This window comes from Saccharopolyspora antiqui, from assembly GCF_052246905.1.
Classification (GTDB): Bacteria; Actinomycetota; Actinomycetes; order Mycobacteriales; family Pseudonocardiaceae; genus Saccharopolyspora.
On the sequence record NZ_JBQQBO010000013.1, the window covers coordinates 119842 to 137122 of the forward strand.

General features: G+C 69.4%; 17 protein-coding genes, 2 tRNA genes and 1 other RNA gene. 9 read left to right on the plus strand and 11 right to left on the minus strand.

Annotation, left to right across the window (positions count from 1 at the left end):
* Positions 1–108 precede the first annotated feature (108 nt).
* Positions 109–438: a YbaB/EbfC family nucleoid-associated protein gene (locus ACTWQN_RS21165; RefSeq protein ID WP_242191264.1), complete on the minus strand. Its 330-nt coding sequence runs from the start codon at positions 436–438 to the stop codon at positions 109–111.
* A 300-nt stretch (positions 439–738) separates the two neighbouring features.
* Between ACTWQN_RS21165 and ACTWQN_RS21170 the strand changes: the two genes are divergently transcribed.
* Complete coding sequence (locus tag ACTWQN_RS21170) at positions 739–2568, plus strand: S9 family peptidase (protein ID WP_443205257.1); 1830 nt, start codon at positions 739–741, stop codon at positions 2566–2568.
* Positions 2569–2629: 61 nt separating this feature from the next.
* On the opposite strand, the gene ACTWQN_RS21175 is transcribed toward ACTWQN_RS21170, so the two are convergent.
* The 4 genes from ACTWQN_RS21175 to ACTWQN_RS21190 all read right to left on the minus strand — a co-directional run bounded on the left by ACTWQN_RS21175 (position 2630) and on the right by ACTWQN_RS21190 (position 5827).
* Entirely contained in the window at positions 2630–4789 is a 2160-nt protein-coding gene (locus ACTWQN_RS21175) for a DNA polymerase III subunit gamma and tau (RefSeq protein WP_443205258.1), read from the minus strand.
* A 138-nt stretch (positions 4790–4927) separates the two neighbouring features.
* Positions 4928–5022: signal recognition particle sRNA small type (ffs, locus tag ACTWQN_RS21180), an RNA gene on the minus strand.
* A 44-nt stretch (positions 5023–5066) separates the two neighbouring features.
* Positions 5067–5360 (minus strand): winged helix-turn-helix domain-containing protein, encoded by a 294-nt coding sequence (locus ACTWQN_RS21185; RefSeq protein ID WP_443205259.1) that lies wholly within the window; start codon positions 5358–5360, stop codon positions 5067–5069.
* Positions 5357–5827: a hypothetical protein gene (locus tag ACTWQN_RS21190; RefSeq protein WP_443205260.1), complete on the minus strand. Its 471-nt coding sequence runs from the start codon at positions 5825–5827 to the stop codon at positions 5357–5359. Before ACTWQN_RS21190 ends, ACTWQN_RS21185 begins: the two co-directional genes overlap by 4 nt.
* A 570-nt stretch (positions 5828–6397) precedes the next feature.
* Between ACTWQN_RS21190 and ACTWQN_RS21195 the strand changes: the two genes are divergently transcribed.
* Both ACTWQN_RS21195 and ACTWQN_RS21200 read left to right on the plus strand, forming a co-directional pair.
* A tRNA-Ser gene (locus ACTWQN_RS21195) sits at positions 6398–6483 on the plus strand.
* A gap of 125 nt (positions 6484–6608) precedes the next feature.
* Complete coding sequence (locus ACTWQN_RS21200) at positions 6609–6800, plus strand: BBE domain-containing protein (RefSeq protein ID WP_443205261.1); 192 nt, start codon at positions 6609–6611, stop codon at positions 6798–6800.
* Positions 6801–6876: 76 nt separating this feature from the next.
* Here the strand turns inward: ACTWQN_RS21200 and ACTWQN_RS21205 are convergent, their stop codons facing one another.
* Positions 6877–8631 (minus strand): DUF8508 domain-containing protein, encoded by a 1755-nt coding sequence (locus ACTWQN_RS21205; protein WP_443205354.1) that lies wholly within the window; start codon positions 8629–8631, stop codon positions 6877–6879.
* A gap of 510 nt (positions 8632–9141) precedes the next feature.
* On the opposite strand from ACTWQN_RS21205, the gene ACTWQN_RS21210 reads away from it, so the two are divergent.
* Complete coding sequence (locus tag ACTWQN_RS21210; RefSeq protein WP_443205262.1) at positions 9142–9477, plus strand: hypothetical protein; 336 nt, start codon at positions 9142–9144, stop codon at positions 9475–9477.
* A 258-nt stretch (positions 9478–9735) separates the two neighbouring features.
* On the opposite strand, the gene ACTWQN_RS21215 is transcribed toward ACTWQN_RS21210, so the two are convergent.
* The 4 genes from ACTWQN_RS21215 to ACTWQN_RS21230 form a co-directional block, all read right to left on the minus strand.
* A tRNA-Ser gene (locus tag ACTWQN_RS21215) sits at positions 9736–9821 on the minus strand.
* Positions 9822–9866: 45 nt separating this feature from the next.
* Positions 9867–10427 carry an RNA polymerase sigma factor gene (locus ACTWQN_RS21220; protein WP_443205263.1) on the minus strand — a complete coding sequence of 187 codons (561 nt, stop codon included), beginning with the start codon at positions 10425–10427 and terminating at the stop codon, positions 9867–9869.
* A gap of 230 nt (positions 10428–10657) precedes the next feature.
* Complete coding sequence (locus ACTWQN_RS21225) at positions 10658–11134, minus strand: nucleoside deaminase (protein WP_443205264.1); 477 nt, start codon at positions 11132–11134, stop codon at positions 10658–10660.
* Positions 11131–11619 carry a tRNA adenosine deaminase-associated protein gene (locus tag ACTWQN_RS21230; RefSeq protein WP_443205265.1) on the minus strand — a complete coding sequence of 163 codons (489 nt, stop codon included), beginning with the start codon at positions 11617–11619 and terminating at the stop codon, positions 11131–11133. Before ACTWQN_RS21230 ends, ACTWQN_RS21225 begins: the two co-directional genes overlap by 4 nt.
* 122 nt (positions 11620–11741) lie before the next feature.
* Between ACTWQN_RS21230 and ACTWQN_RS21235 the strand changes: the two genes are divergently transcribed.
* From ACTWQN_RS21235 to ACTWQN_RS21255, 5 genes are all read left to right on the plus strand, one after another.
* Positions 11742–12710 carry a prephenate dehydrogenase gene (locus tag ACTWQN_RS21235; protein ID WP_443205266.1) on the plus strand — a complete coding sequence of 323 codons (969 nt, stop codon included), beginning with the start codon at positions 11742–11744 and terminating at the stop codon, positions 12708–12710.
* Between the two features lie 475 nt (positions 12711–13185).
* Positions 13186–13878, plus strand: coding sequence for a TetR/AcrR family transcriptional regulator (locus ACTWQN_RS21240; protein ID WP_443205267.1), 693 nt, complete (start codon positions 13186–13188; stop codon positions 13876–13878).
* A gap of 33 nt (positions 13879–13911) precedes the next feature.
* Positions 13912–15093 (plus strand): cytochrome P450, encoded by a 1182-nt coding sequence (locus ACTWQN_RS21245; RefSeq protein ID WP_443205268.1) that lies wholly within the window; start codon positions 13912–13914, stop codon positions 15091–15093.
* A 207-nt stretch (positions 15094–15300) separates the two neighbouring features.
* Entirely contained in the window at positions 15301–15771 is a 471-nt protein-coding gene (locus tag ACTWQN_RS21250) for a YbaK/EbsC family protein (RefSeq protein ID WP_443205269.1), read from the plus strand.
* Positions 15772–16106: 335 nt separating this feature from the next.
* Positions 16107–16337, plus strand: coding sequence for a hypothetical protein (locus tag ACTWQN_RS21255; RefSeq protein WP_443205270.1), 231 nt, complete (start codon positions 16107–16109; stop codon positions 16335–16337).
* A gap of 118 nt (positions 16338–16455) precedes the next feature.
* Here the strand turns inward: ACTWQN_RS21255 and ACTWQN_RS21260 are convergent, their stop codons facing one another.
* On the minus strand, positions 16456–17241 hold the full coding sequence (locus ACTWQN_RS21260; protein WP_443205271.1) for an SDR family NAD(P)-dependent oxidoreductase: 786 nt from the start codon (positions 17239–17241) through the stop codon (positions 16456–16458).
* Positions 17242–17281 lie beyond the last annotated feature (40 nt).

Consider the following 17281-nt stretch of genomic DNA (forward strand, 5'->3'; position numbering starts at 1 on the left):
GACCTCTGCCCAGCGCGGCCCTCCCGACCGTCGACGGTGTCCGATGGAATGGGTCCGCCGTCGGGTTGGCAGCGCGGGCTCGCGTACCGGGGCCGGTGCCCGGTCGGCTCACATGCCCGGCAGGCTCAGCCCACCGAGGTCCGGGCCGCCCCCGCCGAACGCGCTGGTCAGCGGGCCCATCTTCTCGGCCTGCAGTTCCTGCGCCGCCCGGTTGGCGTCGCGCACCGCCGCGACCACCAGATCGGCCAACGTCTCGGTGTCCTCCGGGTCGGCTGCCTTCGGGTCGATCGACAGCCCCTTCAGCTCGCCCGCACCGCTGACGGTCGCGGTCACCAGGCCGCCACCGGCGCTTCCGGTGACTTCCGCAGCGGCGAGCTCCTGCTGCGCGGTCATCAGCTGCTGCTGCATCTTCTGCGCCTGTTCCATGATCTGCTGCATGTTCGGCTGGCCACCTGGCTGCACCGTGATCCTCCTCCGGCTGGCGCGCACGTACCTCGCACCGGGTACGCCACCAGCCTAGAGAATGCACGGCCTGCTCCGCGTGGCGGTGCGGGTAGCGTCGCCACCCGCGAAGGGGCAGCTGAGCACTCGTTGTTGTTTCTGTTCTCGAAGCGACGCCAGCCGCTTGCCCCGCCACGCAGCACGAGTTCAGCGACGAGCTCTGTTGCGCGGGTGGCGGGTCCCGGGACGGCACTCATGGCCCTGGGCGGCGGCTGCGAAGCATGACAAGGTGATCACATGGTGCTGGACATCGTGCGGTTGCTGGAGCTGACCAGCTGGCGGGCCTTCGATGTGGCCGACACCGGTCGGGTCCTGGCCGGCTCCGACGAATCCGGCTCGATCCAGCTCGTCGAACTCGCCGACGGCGACCGCACCCCGCTGACCGCACTACCCGGCGCGGTCAGCGGCCGGTACCTGCCCGGTGAGCCAGCGGTGATCGTGCAGCACGACACCGACGGCGACGAGCGCAGCCAGCTGTCCCTGCTGCGCCTGGACGAACCGCGCACCGGCCCCGCCCAGCTGCGCGACCTGGTACCGCTGGTCCGCGACCGCGAGCACGTGCACCGGCTGCTCGACGTCCTGCCGGGCCGGATCGTCTACGCGACCAACCGCCGCAACGACATCGACTTCGACGTGGTGATCCGCAGCGTGATCACCGGCGAAGAGCAGGTCGTCTACGACCGGGGCGGCATGGTCCTGTCGGTGGCGGCCTCACCGGACAGCCAATACGTGGCGCTGACCATACCGGCCGCGCGGTCGATGTCCGACCAGCTGATCCTGGTCAACACCATGCCGATGACCGAAGCCGATCACGTGCTGGTGCTGACCGACCGCGACGAACCCGCCCGGCACACCAACATCGGCTGGCTGCCCGACGGTTCCGGGCTGATCGTCACCAGCGACTTGGGCCGGGACCACACCGGCATCGCGCGCATCGACCCGCGCACCCGCACCCGACGCTGGTTGGTGACCTCCGACGAGCACGACCTCACCGGCTGGCTCGCCCCGGACGGTTCGACCCTGCTGGTGCAGGCCAACGAGGACGGCGCGAGTCGGCTGACGCTGCACGACGCCGCCACGGGCGCGGTGCGGCGAGTGGTCCGGTTGCCCGCCGACGGCTGGTGCGCGTACCCGCTACCCGCCCCGGTCTGGTCGCCGGACTCGCGATTCGCGGCGCTGTCGTTCAGCGCCCCGACGATCCCCGGCGACGCGCTGCTGGTGGACGCTTCGACCGGCGACTGCCGAGCGCTGACCGATTCGGCAGCGCAGCTCGACGGCCAGCACCCGGTCGAACCGAGCACGCACCGGGTACCGACCCGCGATGACGAACGGGTGCCGTGCTTCGTGTACCGGCCGGGCGAGCCCGATCCGCAGCTGGCCGGTTCGGCGGTGCTGCTCGTGCACGGCGGCCCGGAAAGCCAGTCGATCCGGTCGTTCAACCCGATCGTGCAGGCACTCGTCACGCAGGGGCACACCGTGCTGGTGCCCAACGTGCGCGGCTCCACCGGCTACGGCAAGCGCTGGTACTCGGCCGACGACGGCCGCAACCGGCTGGCGGCGGTGGCCGACCTCGGCGATCTGCACGACTGGTTGCCGACGATCGGCCTGGACCCCGAGCGGGCCGCGCTGTGGGGCGGCTCGTACGGCGGGTACATGGTGCTCGCCGGGTTGGCCTTCCAGCCGAGGCGGTGGGCGGCCGGGGTCGACATCGTCGGGATTTCGTCGCTGGTCACGTTCCTGGAGAACACCGCCGCGTACCGGCGCGCGCACCGCGAGCGCGAGTACGGTTCGCTGGCCGCCGACACCGCTTTCCTGCGGGAGGCATCGCCGCTGACCAGGGTCGCGGCGATCGCGGCACCGCTGTTCGTGCTGCACGGGGCCAACGATCCGCGGGTACCGCTGTCCGAGGCCGAGCAGATCGCCGCAGCGGTCCGGGCCAACGGGCTGGAGTGCGAACTGCTGGTCTACGACGACGAGGGCCACGGTCTGGCCAAACGCGTCAACCGCCTGGACGCCTACCCGCGAGCCCTCGCCTTCCTCGCCCGCCACCTGGCGAAACGCCCATGACCCGCGGCTGAGGAGTCGCTCATGAGCACGCTGCTGAACCCCGCCACGGGGCCGGGCGTTGTCAGCCCTCGATGCGGCGGGCGCCGAGTTCGCGTTCGAAGAGTTCGACCGCCGCGGCTTCCGGGTCCGGGCCAACGGGCGTCGAAGCGTCGATCGGGGACGATTCGGCGAGCATCGCCTCCGGGTCCTCGTCGTCCTCGACGACCGGCGGCTTCGGTTTCGGGGCGGGTGCCTCCTCCGGCGGCCGGGGCGGCTCCGGAGGCGGCGGCACGTCGTCCGGCGGCGGAGGCTCGTCGTCCGGCGGTTCGGGCGGCGGCGGGATGTCGTCCGGCTCCGGCGGACGCGGCACCGAACCCTGGCGCGCCGACGTACTCGCCTGCCCCCGGGCCCGACCGTTGGTCGACTGGCCGCCAGGGGTCGGGCCGTCGGACGGCTCGCTCTGCGGGTTGGCCGACCGGCGTTGCGGGGCCTCCCGGCGCGGCGGCTGCGGCGGCTGCTTCGGCGCCGCCGGACGCGCCGGGGCAGGCGGCGCCGCACCGGCCTCGACGCACTGGATGTCCCACTCGCCGCCGAGCACTTCTTGCAGCGCATCCCGGACGAAGTCCAGTCGCCGCTGCTGCGCGAGCTGCTTGACCAGCCCGGAAGTCGGCATGGCCAACACCAGCGTGCCGTCGTTGAGATCCTGGACCGTGGCGTTGAGCAACAGCGCCTGCGTCGGACGATTCCGCTTCGCGACCGCCTGCAGCACGTCCGTCCACACCCGCCGCACTTCAGCCGCGTCGAACCGACCCCGCGCCGGTGCCGTCGACTCGGCGGCCGGAACCTCCGGAGCCGCGGGCTCAGGCGCCTTCGGTGGTTCCGCAGGACGGACCGGTTCCGCAGGCCGCACCGGTTCCGCGCGCACCGATTCCGCGGGACGCGCGGGCTCCGCGCGGGGCGGCTCGGCCGCCTCCTGCGCCGCGCGCTCGTTCGGCCGCTGGAAGACGCGCCGTGGCCGTGCCTCACCATCCGCCGCAGGTGCGGCATCCACCTGCGGCTGCGCGGCGCCCTCGCCCGGCGCGATGGTCATGCGGCGCTCGACGCGCTCCAACCGTTGCAGCAGCGCGGTTTCCGAGTTGGACGCGGTGGGCAGCAGCATCCGCGCGCAGAGCAGTTCGAGCAGCAGCCGGGCCGCGGTGGCGCCGCGCATCTCGGAAAGTCCGGTGTGGACGATCTCGGCGAACCGGGACAGCGTTGCCGCACCGAGCTGTTCGGCCTGGTTCTGCATCCGGGCGAGCTCGTCCCCGGCCGCGTCCACCAGGCCGCGCTGCGCGGCGTCCGGCACTGAGTTGAGCAGCACCAAGTCGCGCAGCCGATCGAGCAGGTCGGAACCGAACCGGCGCGGATCGTGCCCGGCTTCCACGAGCCGGTCGACGGTGCCGTAGACGGCCGAGCCATCACCCGCCGCCAGCGCGTCCACCATGTCGTCGATCAACGCGACGTCGGTCACCCCGAGCAGCGCCATCGCCCGCTCGTAGGTGACACCATCGGCGCTCGCCCCGGCGAGCAGTTGGTCGAGCACGCTCAGCGTGTCGCGGGCGGAGCCGCCACCGGCCCGGATCACCAGCGGGAACACCGGGGGCTCGACCTGCACGCCTTCGTCCTGGCAGATGCGTTCGACGAGTTCGCGCATCACGCCCGGCGGCATCAGCCGGAACGGGTAGTGGTGGGTCCGGGACCGGATGGTGGTGAGCACCTTGTCCGGTTCAGTGGTGGCGAAGACGAAGATCAGGTGTTCCGGCGGCTCCTCGACGATCTTCAGCAGGGCGTTGAAGCCCTGCGTGGTGACCATGTGGGCCTCGTCGATGATGAAAATCCGGTACCGCGACTGGGCGGGCGCGAAGAACGCCTTGTCGCGCAGCTCGCGGGTGTCGTCCACGCCACCGTGGCTGGCCGCGTCGAGTTCGACGACGTCGACGCTGCCGCCGCCTTCGGGCGCCAGCGCGACGCACGAATCGCATTCCCCGCACGGTTCGGGAGTCGGGCCCTGCGCGCAGTTCAGCGAGCGGGCGAGGATGCGGGCGCTGGAGGTCTTACCGCAACCGCGCGGCCCGGAGAACAGGTACGCGTGGTTGATCCGCCCGGAGGACAGCGCGGTCCGCAGCGGCTCGGTGACGTGGTCTTGCCCGACGACCTCGGCGAAGGTCGCAGGCCGGTACTTGCGGTAGAGGGCGAGCGCCACGGTCGAAACCCTACGCGGTGAGGCTGACACAACTCGGACAGGACCTTGGCACGCGGCCAACCGCCGGAACGAGCAGGTGGGCCGATGCGCTCCGGCGCCAACCGCACGGCGGGATGGGACGACCCGCGCACTGGAGAAATAAGGGGACCCCGCGCACCCGCCAGAGCCCGCTTACCCTTGCTGCCTTCCGGCCCTGGGGGAGTTCACAGGATGGACGCCGCACGAGGTCCGCGTTCAGTGTAACCCGACACCGCCAGCGCTCGGCGGAGTACCCCGGTCACTGATCGACCGGAACGTTCTCCGTCATCCGCCGCAGTGCTTCGACGTGCCCGCGATACGCCTTCTTGCCCTGGTCTGTCAGCCGGAACCAAGTGCGCGGACGCCGACCGACCGCCCCCTTGCGCACCTCCAGGTAACCCGCGTCCTCCAGCGCCCGCGAATGCTTCGACAACATCGAGTCGCTGAGCTCGGTCGAGTCCCGGACCACCTTGAACTCCACCCAGTCCACGCCCCCGGCCAACAGCGCGCAGATCGACAACCGAGGCAACGGGTGGATGACCGAGTCGATCACGTCCGCGCCTTCCCCTCCGCGATATCCCGACCAATGCCCAGGTAGACCCGATTGAGCGCGAGCCCCGCACCGAGCCCGCCAATCGCTGCCACCGCCAGCGCGAGCAGCGCCAGCCCGTTGAGGGAGAGCAGCAGCACTCCAACGGTACCGATCGCCAGCACACCCACCTGGACCCAAACCGTGCGCAGGACCGATGGATAGGTGGACGAGGTCGCGAACGGCAGCCGCACGCCGGTCAGCCTGGGCACCAGGAATACCGGGGTGCACAAGGCGAACACGCCGAACAGCTGCAGGACGATCATGATCGCGATGTTCCGATCGAGCAGCACCATCGCCGCCGGAGCGGCCAGTACCGCAGCGCCACCCGCGCCGTAGAGCACGAAGTACCAGGCGGGTAAGCGAAACCGCTCGCCCAGCCGTCGCCGCTGCCGCTCGACTTCACCGAGTGCCGCTACTGAGTCCTCCACGATTGCCCCCTTCGCATCAATTTTCTATGTAGAAAGTACTTTACGTCGCGTCGCCGCGCCTGCCAAGACCGCGCCCGAAGTCGGCCGAGCTGGAGCGGAAGCGCTACGAGGTTGCATTCGAAGAAGTTCGGGGGCTACCGCCCCACCCTCACCGGACGAGCCTGGCGTCCGCAGGACGTGCCGCTGATGGGCCGGATGTCCGGCGCAGCACACCGTTGGCGGCGACAACGGCTGGCTTCGACCGGTCGAAGCCAGGCCTGATCAGGCTACGAATCGCGATCCCGCAAACCAGCGCAACGACTGACCTCAGCAGCGCATGTCGTCAGCGGCCAGCCGCCGCCGCGGAACGCAGGGGCAACCACGCTCCGTGTTCGGCGAGAGCTTCTTCGTCTTGCGCCAACGATCCGCCAGCATGCCCCGGACCGCAGCCGTCGCGTTAGTCGTCCTCAGGTCACGGACCCTCGAATAGTGTTGGTCTCCAAGCGCTGCGCAAGATCCCAACGCCCGACCGTCGCCCCAGGTCACGACCCATATCCGCTGCTCAGAAGGCCCTCTGCTAGGCTTCCCAGCGGAGGATTGGCCGAGCGGCCTAAGGCGCACGATTGGAAATCGTGTTGGGTTAACAGCCCTCACGGGTTCGAATCCCGTATCCTCCGCCGGTCGAAAGCCCCGGACGCGATTGCGCGCCGGGGCTTTTCGCTTCCACCGGGTAGTACGCCCCTTTGCGACCGGCGACGCGCGCCGCACCGTGGCCCCAACGGGACCTTCCCGGGAGGCACCGATGATCACGATCGAGAGGCTGCGGGAGCGGGATCGCGGCGAGGTGATCTGCCCGCGCGACGCGGGTTTCGACGAGGCTCGCCACGCCCACAAGGCCCGGATCAACCAGCACGACTACAACCGGCTGGTCGAGGCGAAGCGGAATTGCGACCCCGACAACCTCTTTCACCTCAACCAGAACGTCCGGCCCTGATCCCTCTCCGCTGCGGACGTCCGCGCGAGCTCGTGAGCGGAAATCCCGGTTCTCGCCGGAACAACCACTCACGAGCTCACGGCTGGATGCGGGTGATCTGCGGGTCGTGATCGCTGGCCTGGTCGGCGAATTCCGCGTTGATGTGCACGATGTCGTAGTCGGCGGTGATCGACGGGCTGACCAGGATGTGGTCCAGCTGCTGGGAGTTGCCCTCGAAGACGTAGCTGTAGCGCTCGACCGGTGGCAGCCCCTCGGCCAGCGGCACCAGCGCTCCCCCGTCGGTCAACGGCGTCAGGGCCGGGGCGAACCCGAAGTCGTTGAGGTCGCCGAGCACCACGACCTTCGCCTGGTCGTCGATGGCCCGCACCTCGTCGACGAACCCGCGCACCGCCCGCGCCTGCTGCTCCCGCTGCTGCTCCGAGGCGCGCGTCGGCGGCTGGAACCGGCCGTGCAACGGCTGGTCCCCGCCCTTGGAGGTGAAGTGGTTGGCCACCACGAGCACCGGCGCGCCGCGGAACAGGAACTCACCCACCAGCGGCTTGCGGCTGTCCCGCCACGCCTCGTTCCGCGGATCGATGCGGCCCGGTGACGCGCTCAGCGCGACCCGGTCGCCTTCGGCCACCGGATAGACGGGCGTGGTGGAGTCCCCACCCGGACGATCCACAAAGGACACCCGGGCCGGGTTGAACAGGAACGCCACCCGGATGTTGCCGCCCGGCTCCCCGCCGTCGGCGTTGTTCTGCGGGTCGATCTGCCGCCACAGGTAGCGCGGCCCGCCCGCCGCCGCGATCGCGTCGGTGAACTCCTGCAAGGTCCGGTCCGCGGCCACCACACCGTCGTCGGTCGGGCCGTTGTTGTCCTGAACCTCTTCCAGCGCAACGATGTCCGGCGCGGCGAGCCGGTCGACGATCCCCTCGGCGAGCCGGGCGAACTTGGCCGGGTCGTTGCCAGCGGCGAGGTTCTCCACGTTGTAAGCGGCGATCGCGAGCTCGTCAGCGCCCTGCGGTCGCGTCGACTCGGGTCGCAGGCCGCCCGGTGTGTGCTCGCCGAGCCGGGCGGCTTCCAGCACGTAGCCGCCGAAGCGGGTGTAGTCCAGCGGACCTTCGGTGCTGCCCCGCAGCTGGTCGCCGACGTTCGCGGCCGGGAACGACCCGTCCGTCAGCGACTCGACCTTGAGCCGCCCGGCGTTGGCATCGGCGTAGCCGGTGTAGGTGGTGCCGCCTCGGCCATTGGTGTTCTGCTCCGGTTTGGTGGTGATCCACAGCGCGCGGTACGCATCGGTCGGCCCGACCACCCGCACGTCGTCGACCCGCAGCGACATGCCTTCCCGCGACTCGTAGTAGTCCAGCGCGTACCGCTGCGGCTCCAGCTCCCGCTTGTCGATCGCGCCGTCCTGCGGTGCGTACTCGACCGGCACGGTCTCCGGCCCGACCACTTCGGCCGGGACCCCGCCCTGGCCGGTGACCTGCCAGCTCGCCTCGGACAACTCGGTGAGCGACTGGTTCGGCGTGGTCTCCGGTGTCTCCCCCTCGGCCGCCGGGTAGTACTCCGCGACCAGCCCGTCGACCGATACGACGTCCCCGACCGCCACTGCCGGAGTCTGCTCCCCGGTGAACACGAACAAGCCCTCGCTGGTGCGCGGATCCGCATCCGGTCGGGGGTCCTGGAACCAGAACCCGCGGGCCGGGCCGAAGCCGCGCACCCCGGTCACCACGCCCGGCACCCCGGCCACCCGTTGACCGACCAGCGGGGACACCCGCGTACTGCCCTGGATGTCGTGGATGCGGACCTGCTGCTGCGCGGCGGCGATCGGCGCGATCGACAGCAGCATGCCCGTGGTGGCCAGCAACGACGTCGTGATGCGCACTTCGGCTTCCCCTTCGCCAAGCGACTTGATCCACGCGAAGCTACCGGCAGCAGGCGACGAACGGCACACGATCAAATGAACAAGCCCGGAGAAATGCAGGAGCCGGTCACCGCGACCGCGGCGACCAGTACCGGTGAACCTCTCCTACGTGGGCGAATGGCTGGCAATGGCATGGAAACGTCGCCGGACCATCGGACGCGGTTGGGCGCTCTACTGCCCGATCTGATCAGGGATGCGCAGCGCTCCTCCAGCAGACGCCGGGGATGGAAGGGATGCCCGTGATTGGTGATGACGACCAGACCCCTCCGGGGTGGCGAGGATCTTGAGGTGGACGGCTCGGCATGGCCGCGAGTCACCACCTCGGGACTCTCACACGGGCCGGGCACGTCGCCAGGCAACCCGGGCGCCGTGCTGATGCGATCGACTGACTCAAGTCCTATCTCGGCCCCTAGATCTTTGGGCGAAGGAGAAGCAATGGTTGAATCTGGGGCGTTTCCGCCACCCAGTGGGGAGGATCTGGTGCCTCTATCAGACAAAGTGGCGACTGTCGGCGTTGTTGCCCTTGCATCGATCGTCGGAATGGCCATGGTCGGCGGAGGCGGGGCGCTCATCTGGTTCGGCATTCATCAAATGATCAACTTCGAGCCGCAGAACGTTACGGTGGGCAACCCCTTCAATCCACGAACCCCGGATGATGAGCAGCGCATGAGCAACTTCATCGACTCGGTACTGCTCATCGTCCTGGGGATGGGCTTGGTCCTGCCGGTCCTGGCTGGCGTACGGGAAGTCATCAGGCACCGTCCGCGATAGCGGTCTGGCCCCGCCTGCTCCGCGCGGCGGATGGATGCTCAGCTTAGCCATGACTCTCAGGCAGCGCACCGCCGCACCGCAGACCGAAATCGGGCCCACGAAACGTACTTTCCGGGCCGCCGAATCTGGTCAGCGGCAGAACAGGACGACGACGATGACGACGGTTCAACCGGTGTTCTGGTGCCCGCCGGGCAGCGCCAACTGAGATCGCACGAAAAGAGCCGGTTCCCATCATCAACGGGAACCGGCTCTCACCTGCGGTAGCGGTGGGATTCGAACCCACGGTGGCTGTTAACCACACGCGCTTTCGAGGCGCGCTCCTTCGGCCGCTCGGACACGCTACCGCCAGCCAGCGTACCGGCCGACCGACGTCGTTCGACAAAGGGGGGTCACCGCCAGGCGCGCATCATGTCGGCCAGGCTCGCCCTGGCGCGGAACAGCCGACCGCGCACCGCCTGTTCGCCCGCCCCGACCCGCTCGCCGATCTCCAGGTACGACAGGCCGTCGATCTCGGCGAGCAGCCAGACATCGCGCTGCCGGGTCGGCAGGCCCGCGAGCGCGCGCCGCAGCGCCAGCACACCCGCGTCCGCCTCCACGACGCGCTGCGGGTCGGCGGTCAGCACGGCCGCGCCGACCGCGCCGCGGTGCTCTGGTACCACGCCGACCGGGTCGGTGCGGTGCGTCCGGCGACGGCGCAGCACGATCAGGCAGCGGCGACGCGCGACCTGGAACAACCAGGGCCGCAGGGCCGTCGGCGCGGCGATTCCCCCGGCTCGCCGCCACACCGTGACGAACACCTCCTGCACGACGTCCTCGGCCTCCGCCCGATCGCCGAGCATCCGCAGCGCCATGCCGAAAACCCCGTCGGAATAGCGACGCACCAGCAGTTCGAAGGCATCGACGTCGCCCGCCGCGATGCTGGTGGCCAGAACTGCGTCAGTCGGATCCACGTCACCCCCTGCAACGCGATGAGCCCCGCCCAACTGGAGCGGAGCGAATTCATGGTCACAGTCCGGGTTGTCGATCGCGGTTCGGACAGGCCACCCGAACCGGTGGAATGTGCAGCCGTCGGATAAAGCCCGCGCGACACCGAGCAGCAGGGCACCGCGGGGTTCCGCGCCCGCTCGGAAGCAACCGCGGGCGCACCGGCTGCCGCGCAAATCCGAGCGCGAGGGCGAGCTCAGTCGCGGTGTTGGGCGAAGAAGTCCGCCAGCACGGCGGCGCACTCGTCGGCCAGCACGCCGCCGACCACCTCGGGCCGGTGGTTCAGGCGGCGATCGCGCACCACGTCCCACAGCGAGCCCACCGCGCCGGTCCGCGGTTCCCACACTCCGAACACCACTCTGGCGACCCTGGCCAGCACCAACGCGCCAGCGCACATCGTGCAGGGCTCCACGGTGACCGCGAGGGTGCAGCCGTCCAGGCGCCAGCCGTCGCCGTGCGCGGCGGCCGCGGCGCGCAACGCGAGGATCTCCGCATGCGCCGTCGGGTCCCGCAACGCCTCCCGCTGGTTGTGCGCTCGCCCGAGAAACCGCCCGGTCTGGTCGACCACGACGGCGCCGATGGGAACATCCCCTGTGGACGGTGCCTCGGCGGCGGCTCGCAACGCGGCCCGCACCAGCTCGGCATCCCCGGCGCGGGCACCGGAAGTGCTCACTGGTCCAGCTTCTCCAGCACCTTCGCGAATTCCTCGCCGAAGCCGCAGCGCTGAGCGATCATCTCCAGCTGCTCGTCCGGGTAGAGGTCGACCTCTTCGATGATCACCAACAGCTCGCCCTCCGGCAGCCCGAGATCGGACAGGATCGACAGGTTGCCCTCCGGCCAGACCTCTTCGTCGTCCTCATCGGGCGGATCGATGCGCAACAGGTCGAGGACGTCGGCCGCGATGTCGTAGTCCAGCGCGGCGGCGGCATCCGACAGCAACAGGTCGACGCCGCCGGGTATCGGTCTGGTCAGCACGAAGAATTCGTCGTCCACATTGCACATGCCGAACACCGCACCGGTGGAACGCAGCTCGCGCAACGCCGTGATCGAGGCGTCCAGGCCGGTCAGCACCGATTTGTCCATCGCACTGCACCGCCACCGCCCGTCCTCCCGCACCACGGCGACGGCGAAGCCAGCGACCGGCTCCTGCACCGTCATGAGGACACCGTAGAGCGTACGAACGCCACCCGAAAGCACTATTGCGTGCTCGTAACCATCCGGGCATGGTTTGCCGCTCAACCGGGTGCGTGGTCACCGGTGGAGTCGGGCAGGATGGGCCAATGCGTGCCGTGTGCGTGATCGGACTGGGACTCATCGGTGGATCCGTGCTGCGGGCCGCCGCAACCGCTGGACGACCCGTGTGGGGGACAACGGCGTCCGAGGCGGATGCCGCCGCCGCGCGGGCGGCCGGGTTCGACGTGGTTGAGATCTCCGCGGCGCTGCGGCGTGCGGCGGAGGCGGACGCGCTGGTGGTCGTCGCGACCCCGCTGACCGCCGTGCGCGAGGTGCTGCGGCAGGTCGCCCAACACGCTCCCGAGGCCTGGTTGACCGACGTGGTGAGCGTGAAGGACCCGGTCGACGCCGAGGTCCGCAGCCTGCTGCCCGATGCCCGGTACGCCGGCGGCCACCCGATGGCCGGGGTTTCCAGCTCCGGGTGGTCGGCCGGTTCGGGCGAGCTCTTCGCGGGTGCGGCGTGGGCGGTGACCATCGAGGAGGACACCACGATCGACGCGTGGCGGCAGGCCGCGCGGCTCGCGTTGGACTGCGGCGCCCAGGTGGTGCCTACCTCGGCGGCGGCGCATGACTCCGCGGTCGCGCGCATCTCGCACCTGCCGCACCTGTTCGCCGCGGTGCTGGCCGCTGTCGGGGCCGATGGCGGGCCGCTCTCGCTGTCGCTGGCCGCTGGCTCGTTCCGCGATGGCACCCGCGTCGCGGGAAGCGCGCCGGAGCTGGTGCGGGCGATGACCGAGGGCAATCGCATCGCGCTGCTCGACGCCGTCGACGACGCCCTGGGCCGACTCGGCGCGGCGCGGGGTTCGCTCGCCTCGACCGGCGGGTTGAAGTCCACAGTGGATGCTGGACATGCCGCGCGGAAGGCGTTGGAAGACCTGGTGACCAGCGAGCGCACGACCGAGGCGGTGCGGTTCAACGGCAGCGCGCTGCGGCGCCTGCGGGAGCTCGGCGAGCGCGGTGGACGCGTGGTGGCCCTGTCCGAGCAGACCGCCAGCGTGGAGCTCCCGGTCGGGTGATCGACGGCCGTCTTGCCGCCGCGATGACCCCGGACATGAAGAGAGGCCGCCCTGTGCGTTGAGGCGGCCTCTCCATGATCCGCTCCGACCACTGCCGGGCAGGACGGCCCTCACCTGGTCCCGCTCGTCAGCGTGGGTCGGGCGGCGATGTCCGATTGGTTACCACCAGGCTCCGGCGCCGGGCCGCTCCGGACGCGGCCGGTCGTTGAAGTCTGCAAATCCCATGGTGCCCCCTTCCGGCCTGCGGGAAAAGCCCTCCGGCATGGGCACCACCTGCAGAAACTAATCCCGCGACGGTGGAGGCGCGCGCCGGGGTTCGCTCGGAGGGAGCAACTCGACCAGGGTGTTTTGCGCTTCCAGGTGACCATTGCCGCGGTCGTCGAGCCGCGCTATCTTGAACCTTGACCGGATGACCAGATTTCAATATTGGTCATGCAGTCATCGGACTGATCCATCTCGACCTTGGAGGCGCCCCGTGCCGCAGCCCACCGAACGCGCCGACCGCATCCTCGATGCGGCGGGCGAACTGATGATTCGGCTGGGCTACCGGAAAGTGACCATCGAGGACATCGCCAGGCAGGCAGGCATCGGCAAGGGGACCGTCTACCTGCACTGGCGCACCAAGGAACGGCTGTTCGAGGCGCTCATCGTGCGCGAGTCGACGGGGCTGCTCGCCGAACTCGTCGACGGGCTGCGCCACGACCCCGAAGAGGTCCGGCCGCATCGGTTCCTGCACTCGTCGTTCCTGGCGACGCAGCGCAGGCCGCTGATGCGCGCGCTGGTCATCGGCGACACCGAACTGCTCGGCAGCCTGCACGAGTCGCCGACGCGCAGCCAAGGTCAGCTGTTCAGCGACCGGTACTTCGCGCTGATCACCAAGTACGGCCTGGTGCGCGAGGACGTGCCGCACCTGGTCTTCTCGATGAACGCGACGATCACCGGTTTCTTCCTGGCCGCCAGCATCAACCCGGAGCTGGAGCACCTGGACGACCAGGCCAAGGCGGATGCCCTCGCCGACACCGTGCGACGCGCCTTCGAACCCGAAGACGGACCGGACCAGGCGACACTCGCCGCGGCCGCGGCCGAGATCAGCGCGCTGTTCGACGAGGTCAACGCGAGCTACCAGGAGTGGATCTACACATCCGATCCGAACAACCAGCGCGGCTGATCCCGCGCCGGAGGTCATCAAGAAGGGGCAACAATGACGACGCTCGCCGACACCTGGGGAATTAACGAGGCGCAGTTCTGGCTGCGGGGCGTCCAGCCGGACCAACCGGTCCAGTACGACTCGCAGACGGGTATGTGGAACGTCTACGGCTACCCCGAGATCCTGCAAGCCATCAGCGACCCCGCCACCTTCTCGTCGAACGCCCAGCGGCTGGTGCCCGAGGCCACCGGGTTCACCGAGGGCAACCTGGTGCAGATGGACCCGCCGGAGCACCACAAGCTGCGCAAGCTGGTCAGCCACGCCTTCACGCCGAAGGTCGTCGCGGATCTGGAACCTCGGATCGCCGCGCTGACCAACGAACTGCTCGACGCGGTGACCGACCGCGCCGAACTGGTCGCCGACCTGGCCTACCCGCTGCCGGTCATCGTGATCGCGGAACTGTTGGGCGTGCCCGCCAGCGACCGGGGCCTGTTCAAGAAGTGGGTGGACGCGATGTTCACCAACTCCAACTCCTTCTCGCTCAAGAAGCGCTCCAAGGAGCAGGAGGAGTACATGGCCAAGGCCATGGAACAGGTGCAGGAACTCGTCGATTACCTGGGTGAGCACGTCGCGCAGCGGCGGCGCAGTCCGCGCGCGGACCTGCTGAGCAAGCTCGTCGCGGCCGAAGTGGACGGTGTGCGGCTCAGCGACGCCGAAGTGGTCAACTTCGGGATGGTGCTGCTGATCGCCGGGCACATCACCACGACGATGCTGCTGGGCAACACGGTGCTCTGCCTGGACGCGCACCCGGAGCAGTTCGCGGAGGTGCGGGCGAAGCGGGCCCTGGTGCCTTCGGCGATCGAGGAGTCGCTGCGCTACTTCAGCCCGTTCGCGGCGGTTTCCCGGGTGACCGACCGGGAGGTCGAGCTCGGCGGCCAGCAGATCCCGGCCGACGAGTTGCTGCTGCTGTGGATCGCGGCGGCCAACCGGGACGCCCGGCAGTTCGCCGACCCGGACGTCTTCGACATCACCCGGGACCCGAACCCGCAGATCGGCTTCGGCCGCGGCATCCACTTCTGCCTGGGCGCGCCATTGGCCCGGCTGGAGGGGCGGGTCGCGTTGAACATCCTGTTGGACCGGTTCCCGCGCCTGCGGACGGACCCGGCGAACGCACCGGAGTTCATCCCCAGCCCCAGCATGACCGGGGTCCGCAAGCTCCCGCTCCTGCTCAACTGACCCCACCAGCAGTCCGGGGCATCGGCGCGGTTTTGCCTGGCACCGACCGGCGCTTCGCCGGGTTCGGGGGATGCCGGTTCCAGGCAGAACTGGCGCTTCGATCCACTGACCGATCACAGTGGACAGAACTGGTCGGTGGTCGAAATCATCCGCGCGTCACCGACAATTGACTTGTCCGGCGCCGCGGTCTGCGAGATTCTGCGCCGCATGAGCAATGCCACGGACGCTTTTTCCAGCTGCCTGCGCGGGCTCGGCGTACCCGGTCAGGTCGTCGAGTTCGACACCGACCTGCCGACCGCCTCGGCGGCCGCCGAGGAGCTCGGCTGCGAACTCGGCGCGATCGCCAACAGCCTGGTCTTCACCGCCGATGACGAGCCGCTGCTGATCGTCGCCAGCGGTGCGCACCGGGTGGACACCAGGCACGTCGCCCGACTGCTCGGGGTGCGCAAGATTCGGCGCGCCACCCCGGAATTCGTGCTGGCGGCGACCGGGCAGCCGGTGGGCGGCGTCGGCCCGGTCGGCCATCCGCAGCCGATCCGGACCGTGGTGGACCGACAGCTGGCCGAGCACCCGGTGGTTTGGGCCGGAGCGGGCCGCAAGCACGCGATGTTCCCGACTTCGTTCGACGAACTGGTGCGGATCACCGACGGCCTGGCAGCCGAAGTGGAGAAACCCTGAATTCCACCTTCAGGTGGTTCGGGATGCACTCCACATGAGCATTTTTCGGACAGTTCCAAATTGTCGTGACAAGCCTGATCGACATGCCACCCGTACGGGTACCAGCCAAGGGATTACCAGGTCACACAAGGTATGAACATGATTCACGTGGGCCTTTAGCAGCGTCGACCACACCTCGGCCGTTACCGCTATTCCTGTTTGGCACACCTTGAGGTGAAAGGACCTCGTGAGAGCGGCAAGTGAAAGCACGGGCCGGTAAACATGGGAGCGCAACACATTCCGGGTCCAACCCAGATCCGGGAACCAATATCCCCCGAATTGGAAGGAAGGCACCGATGCGTTCGCTGTCCCGCATTGTCGTTGTGAGCGCCTTTGCCCTGCCGCTGGCCGTCGGCGGAGCGGGGCTGGCCGCTGCGGACCCTTGGGGCTGGGATGGACCCCACGGGGACGACGGAGACAAAAACACCTGCATTTTCATCAGTTGCAACGACACCGATATCGACTGGGACTGGACCCACATCAGCGATGACGATGTGAACATCATCAACGCTGGCATCATCGGCTGACCGAAAACGAGCAGCGAGGCCCCGCCGATCCGACGGGGCCTCGCTCTTTGCTGGGCAACGGGACTGCCGACGCCGGGCGCGCCGCTGCGATCCGCGCCACCCGGCGGTCGGGAGCCGGTCAGACGCTGGGTTCGAAGCGGCCGTCGATCGCGGTCCAGCCGCCCTCCACCAGCTGCAGGCTGCCGGTCACGTAGGACGCGGCGTCCGAGGCCAGGTACACCACGGCACCCGCGATCTCGTCGGCACCCGCCCACCGCTTCAGCGCGGTCTTCTCGGCATACGCGTCGTACCAGGCCTGGTCGGACTTGATCTGCTTGGTCAGCGGAGTCTCGAACGGACCGGGCGCGATCGCGTTGACCCGCACGCCCTTGGGCCCCAGTTCCGCTGCCAGCGCACGGGAAAGCTGCACGACACCGGCCTTGGTCGCGGCGTAGATGCCCTGGCCGGGTTCGACCACCTCGGCCCGGAAACTGGCGAAGGTGATGATGCTGCCCCGGCCGCGCTCGGCCATCCGGGCGCCGAAGTCCCGCACCAGCCGGTAGGTGCCCTTCAGGTTGACGTCGACGATCCGATCGAATTCCTCGTCGACGGTGTCCACCAACCGCTTGCGGACGTTGATGCCGGGGGTGATGACCAGTACCTCGGCATCCGATTCGGCCGCCGCCAACTGGTGGATCTGCGCGCCGTCCCGCACGTCCAGTTCCCGCCAGCTCGCCTCGTGGCCGAGCTGCTTGATCGACTCCGCGGTTTCCTTGGCGCCGACCGTGTCCACGTCCGCGACGACCACCTTCGCACCGAACTCGGCCAGGCCCACCGCACTGGACCGGCCCAGGCCGCTGCCGCCGCCGACGACCACCGCCTTGCGACCGTCGAGCTGGAAGAGGTTGGCGAGCCGATTGGTCATGATTCCTCCGGGTGCTGATCGGTCCGCTGTGGACCAGCCG

Bases quoted from the DNA above. Each gene is read 5' to 3' on its own strand.
- ACTWQN_RS21165 (WP_242191264.1), bottom strand. From the start codon at position 438: ATGCAGCAGATCATGGAACAGGCGCAGAAGATGCAGCAGCAGCTGATG.
- ACTWQN_RS21170 (WP_443205257.1), top strand. From the start codon at position 739: ATGGTGCTGGACATCGTGCGGTTGCTGGAGCTGACCAGCTGGCGGGCC.
- ACTWQN_RS21200 (WP_443205261.1), top strand. From the start codon at position 6,609: ATGATCACGATCGAGAGGCTGCGGGAGCGGGATCGCGGCGAGGTGATC.
- ACTWQN_RS21205 (WP_443205354.1), bottom strand. From the start codon at position 8,631: ATGCTGCTGTCGATCGCGCCGATCGCCGCCGCGCAGCAGCAGGTCCGC.
- ACTWQN_RS21210 (WP_443205262.1), top strand. From the start codon at position 9,142: ATGGTTGAATCTGGGGCGTTTCCGCCACCCAGTGGGGAGGATCTGGTG.
- ACTWQN_RS21230 (WP_443205265.1), bottom strand. From the start codon at position 11,619: ATGACGGTGCAGGAGCCGGTCGCTGGCTTCGCCGTCGCCGTGGTGCGG.
- ACTWQN_RS21235 (WP_443205266.1), top strand. From the start codon at position 11,742: ATGCGTGCCGTGTGCGTGATCGGACTGGGACTCATCGGTGGATCCGTG.
- ACTWQN_RS21245 (WP_443205268.1), top strand. From the start codon at position 13,912: ATGACGACGCTCGCCGACACCTGGGGAATTAACGAGGCGCAGTTCTGG.
- ACTWQN_RS21250 (WP_443205269.1), top strand. From the start codon at position 15,301: ATGAGCAATGCCACGGACGCTTTTTCCAGCTGCCTGCGCGGGCTCGGC.
- ACTWQN_RS21255 (WP_443205270.1), top strand. From the start codon at position 16,107: ATGCGTTCGCTGTCCCGCATTGTCGTTGTGAGCGCCTTTGCCCTGCCG.
- ACTWQN_RS21260 (WP_443205271.1), bottom strand. From the start codon at position 17,241: ATGACCAATCGGCTCGCCAACCTCTTCCAGCTCGACGGTCGCAAGGCG.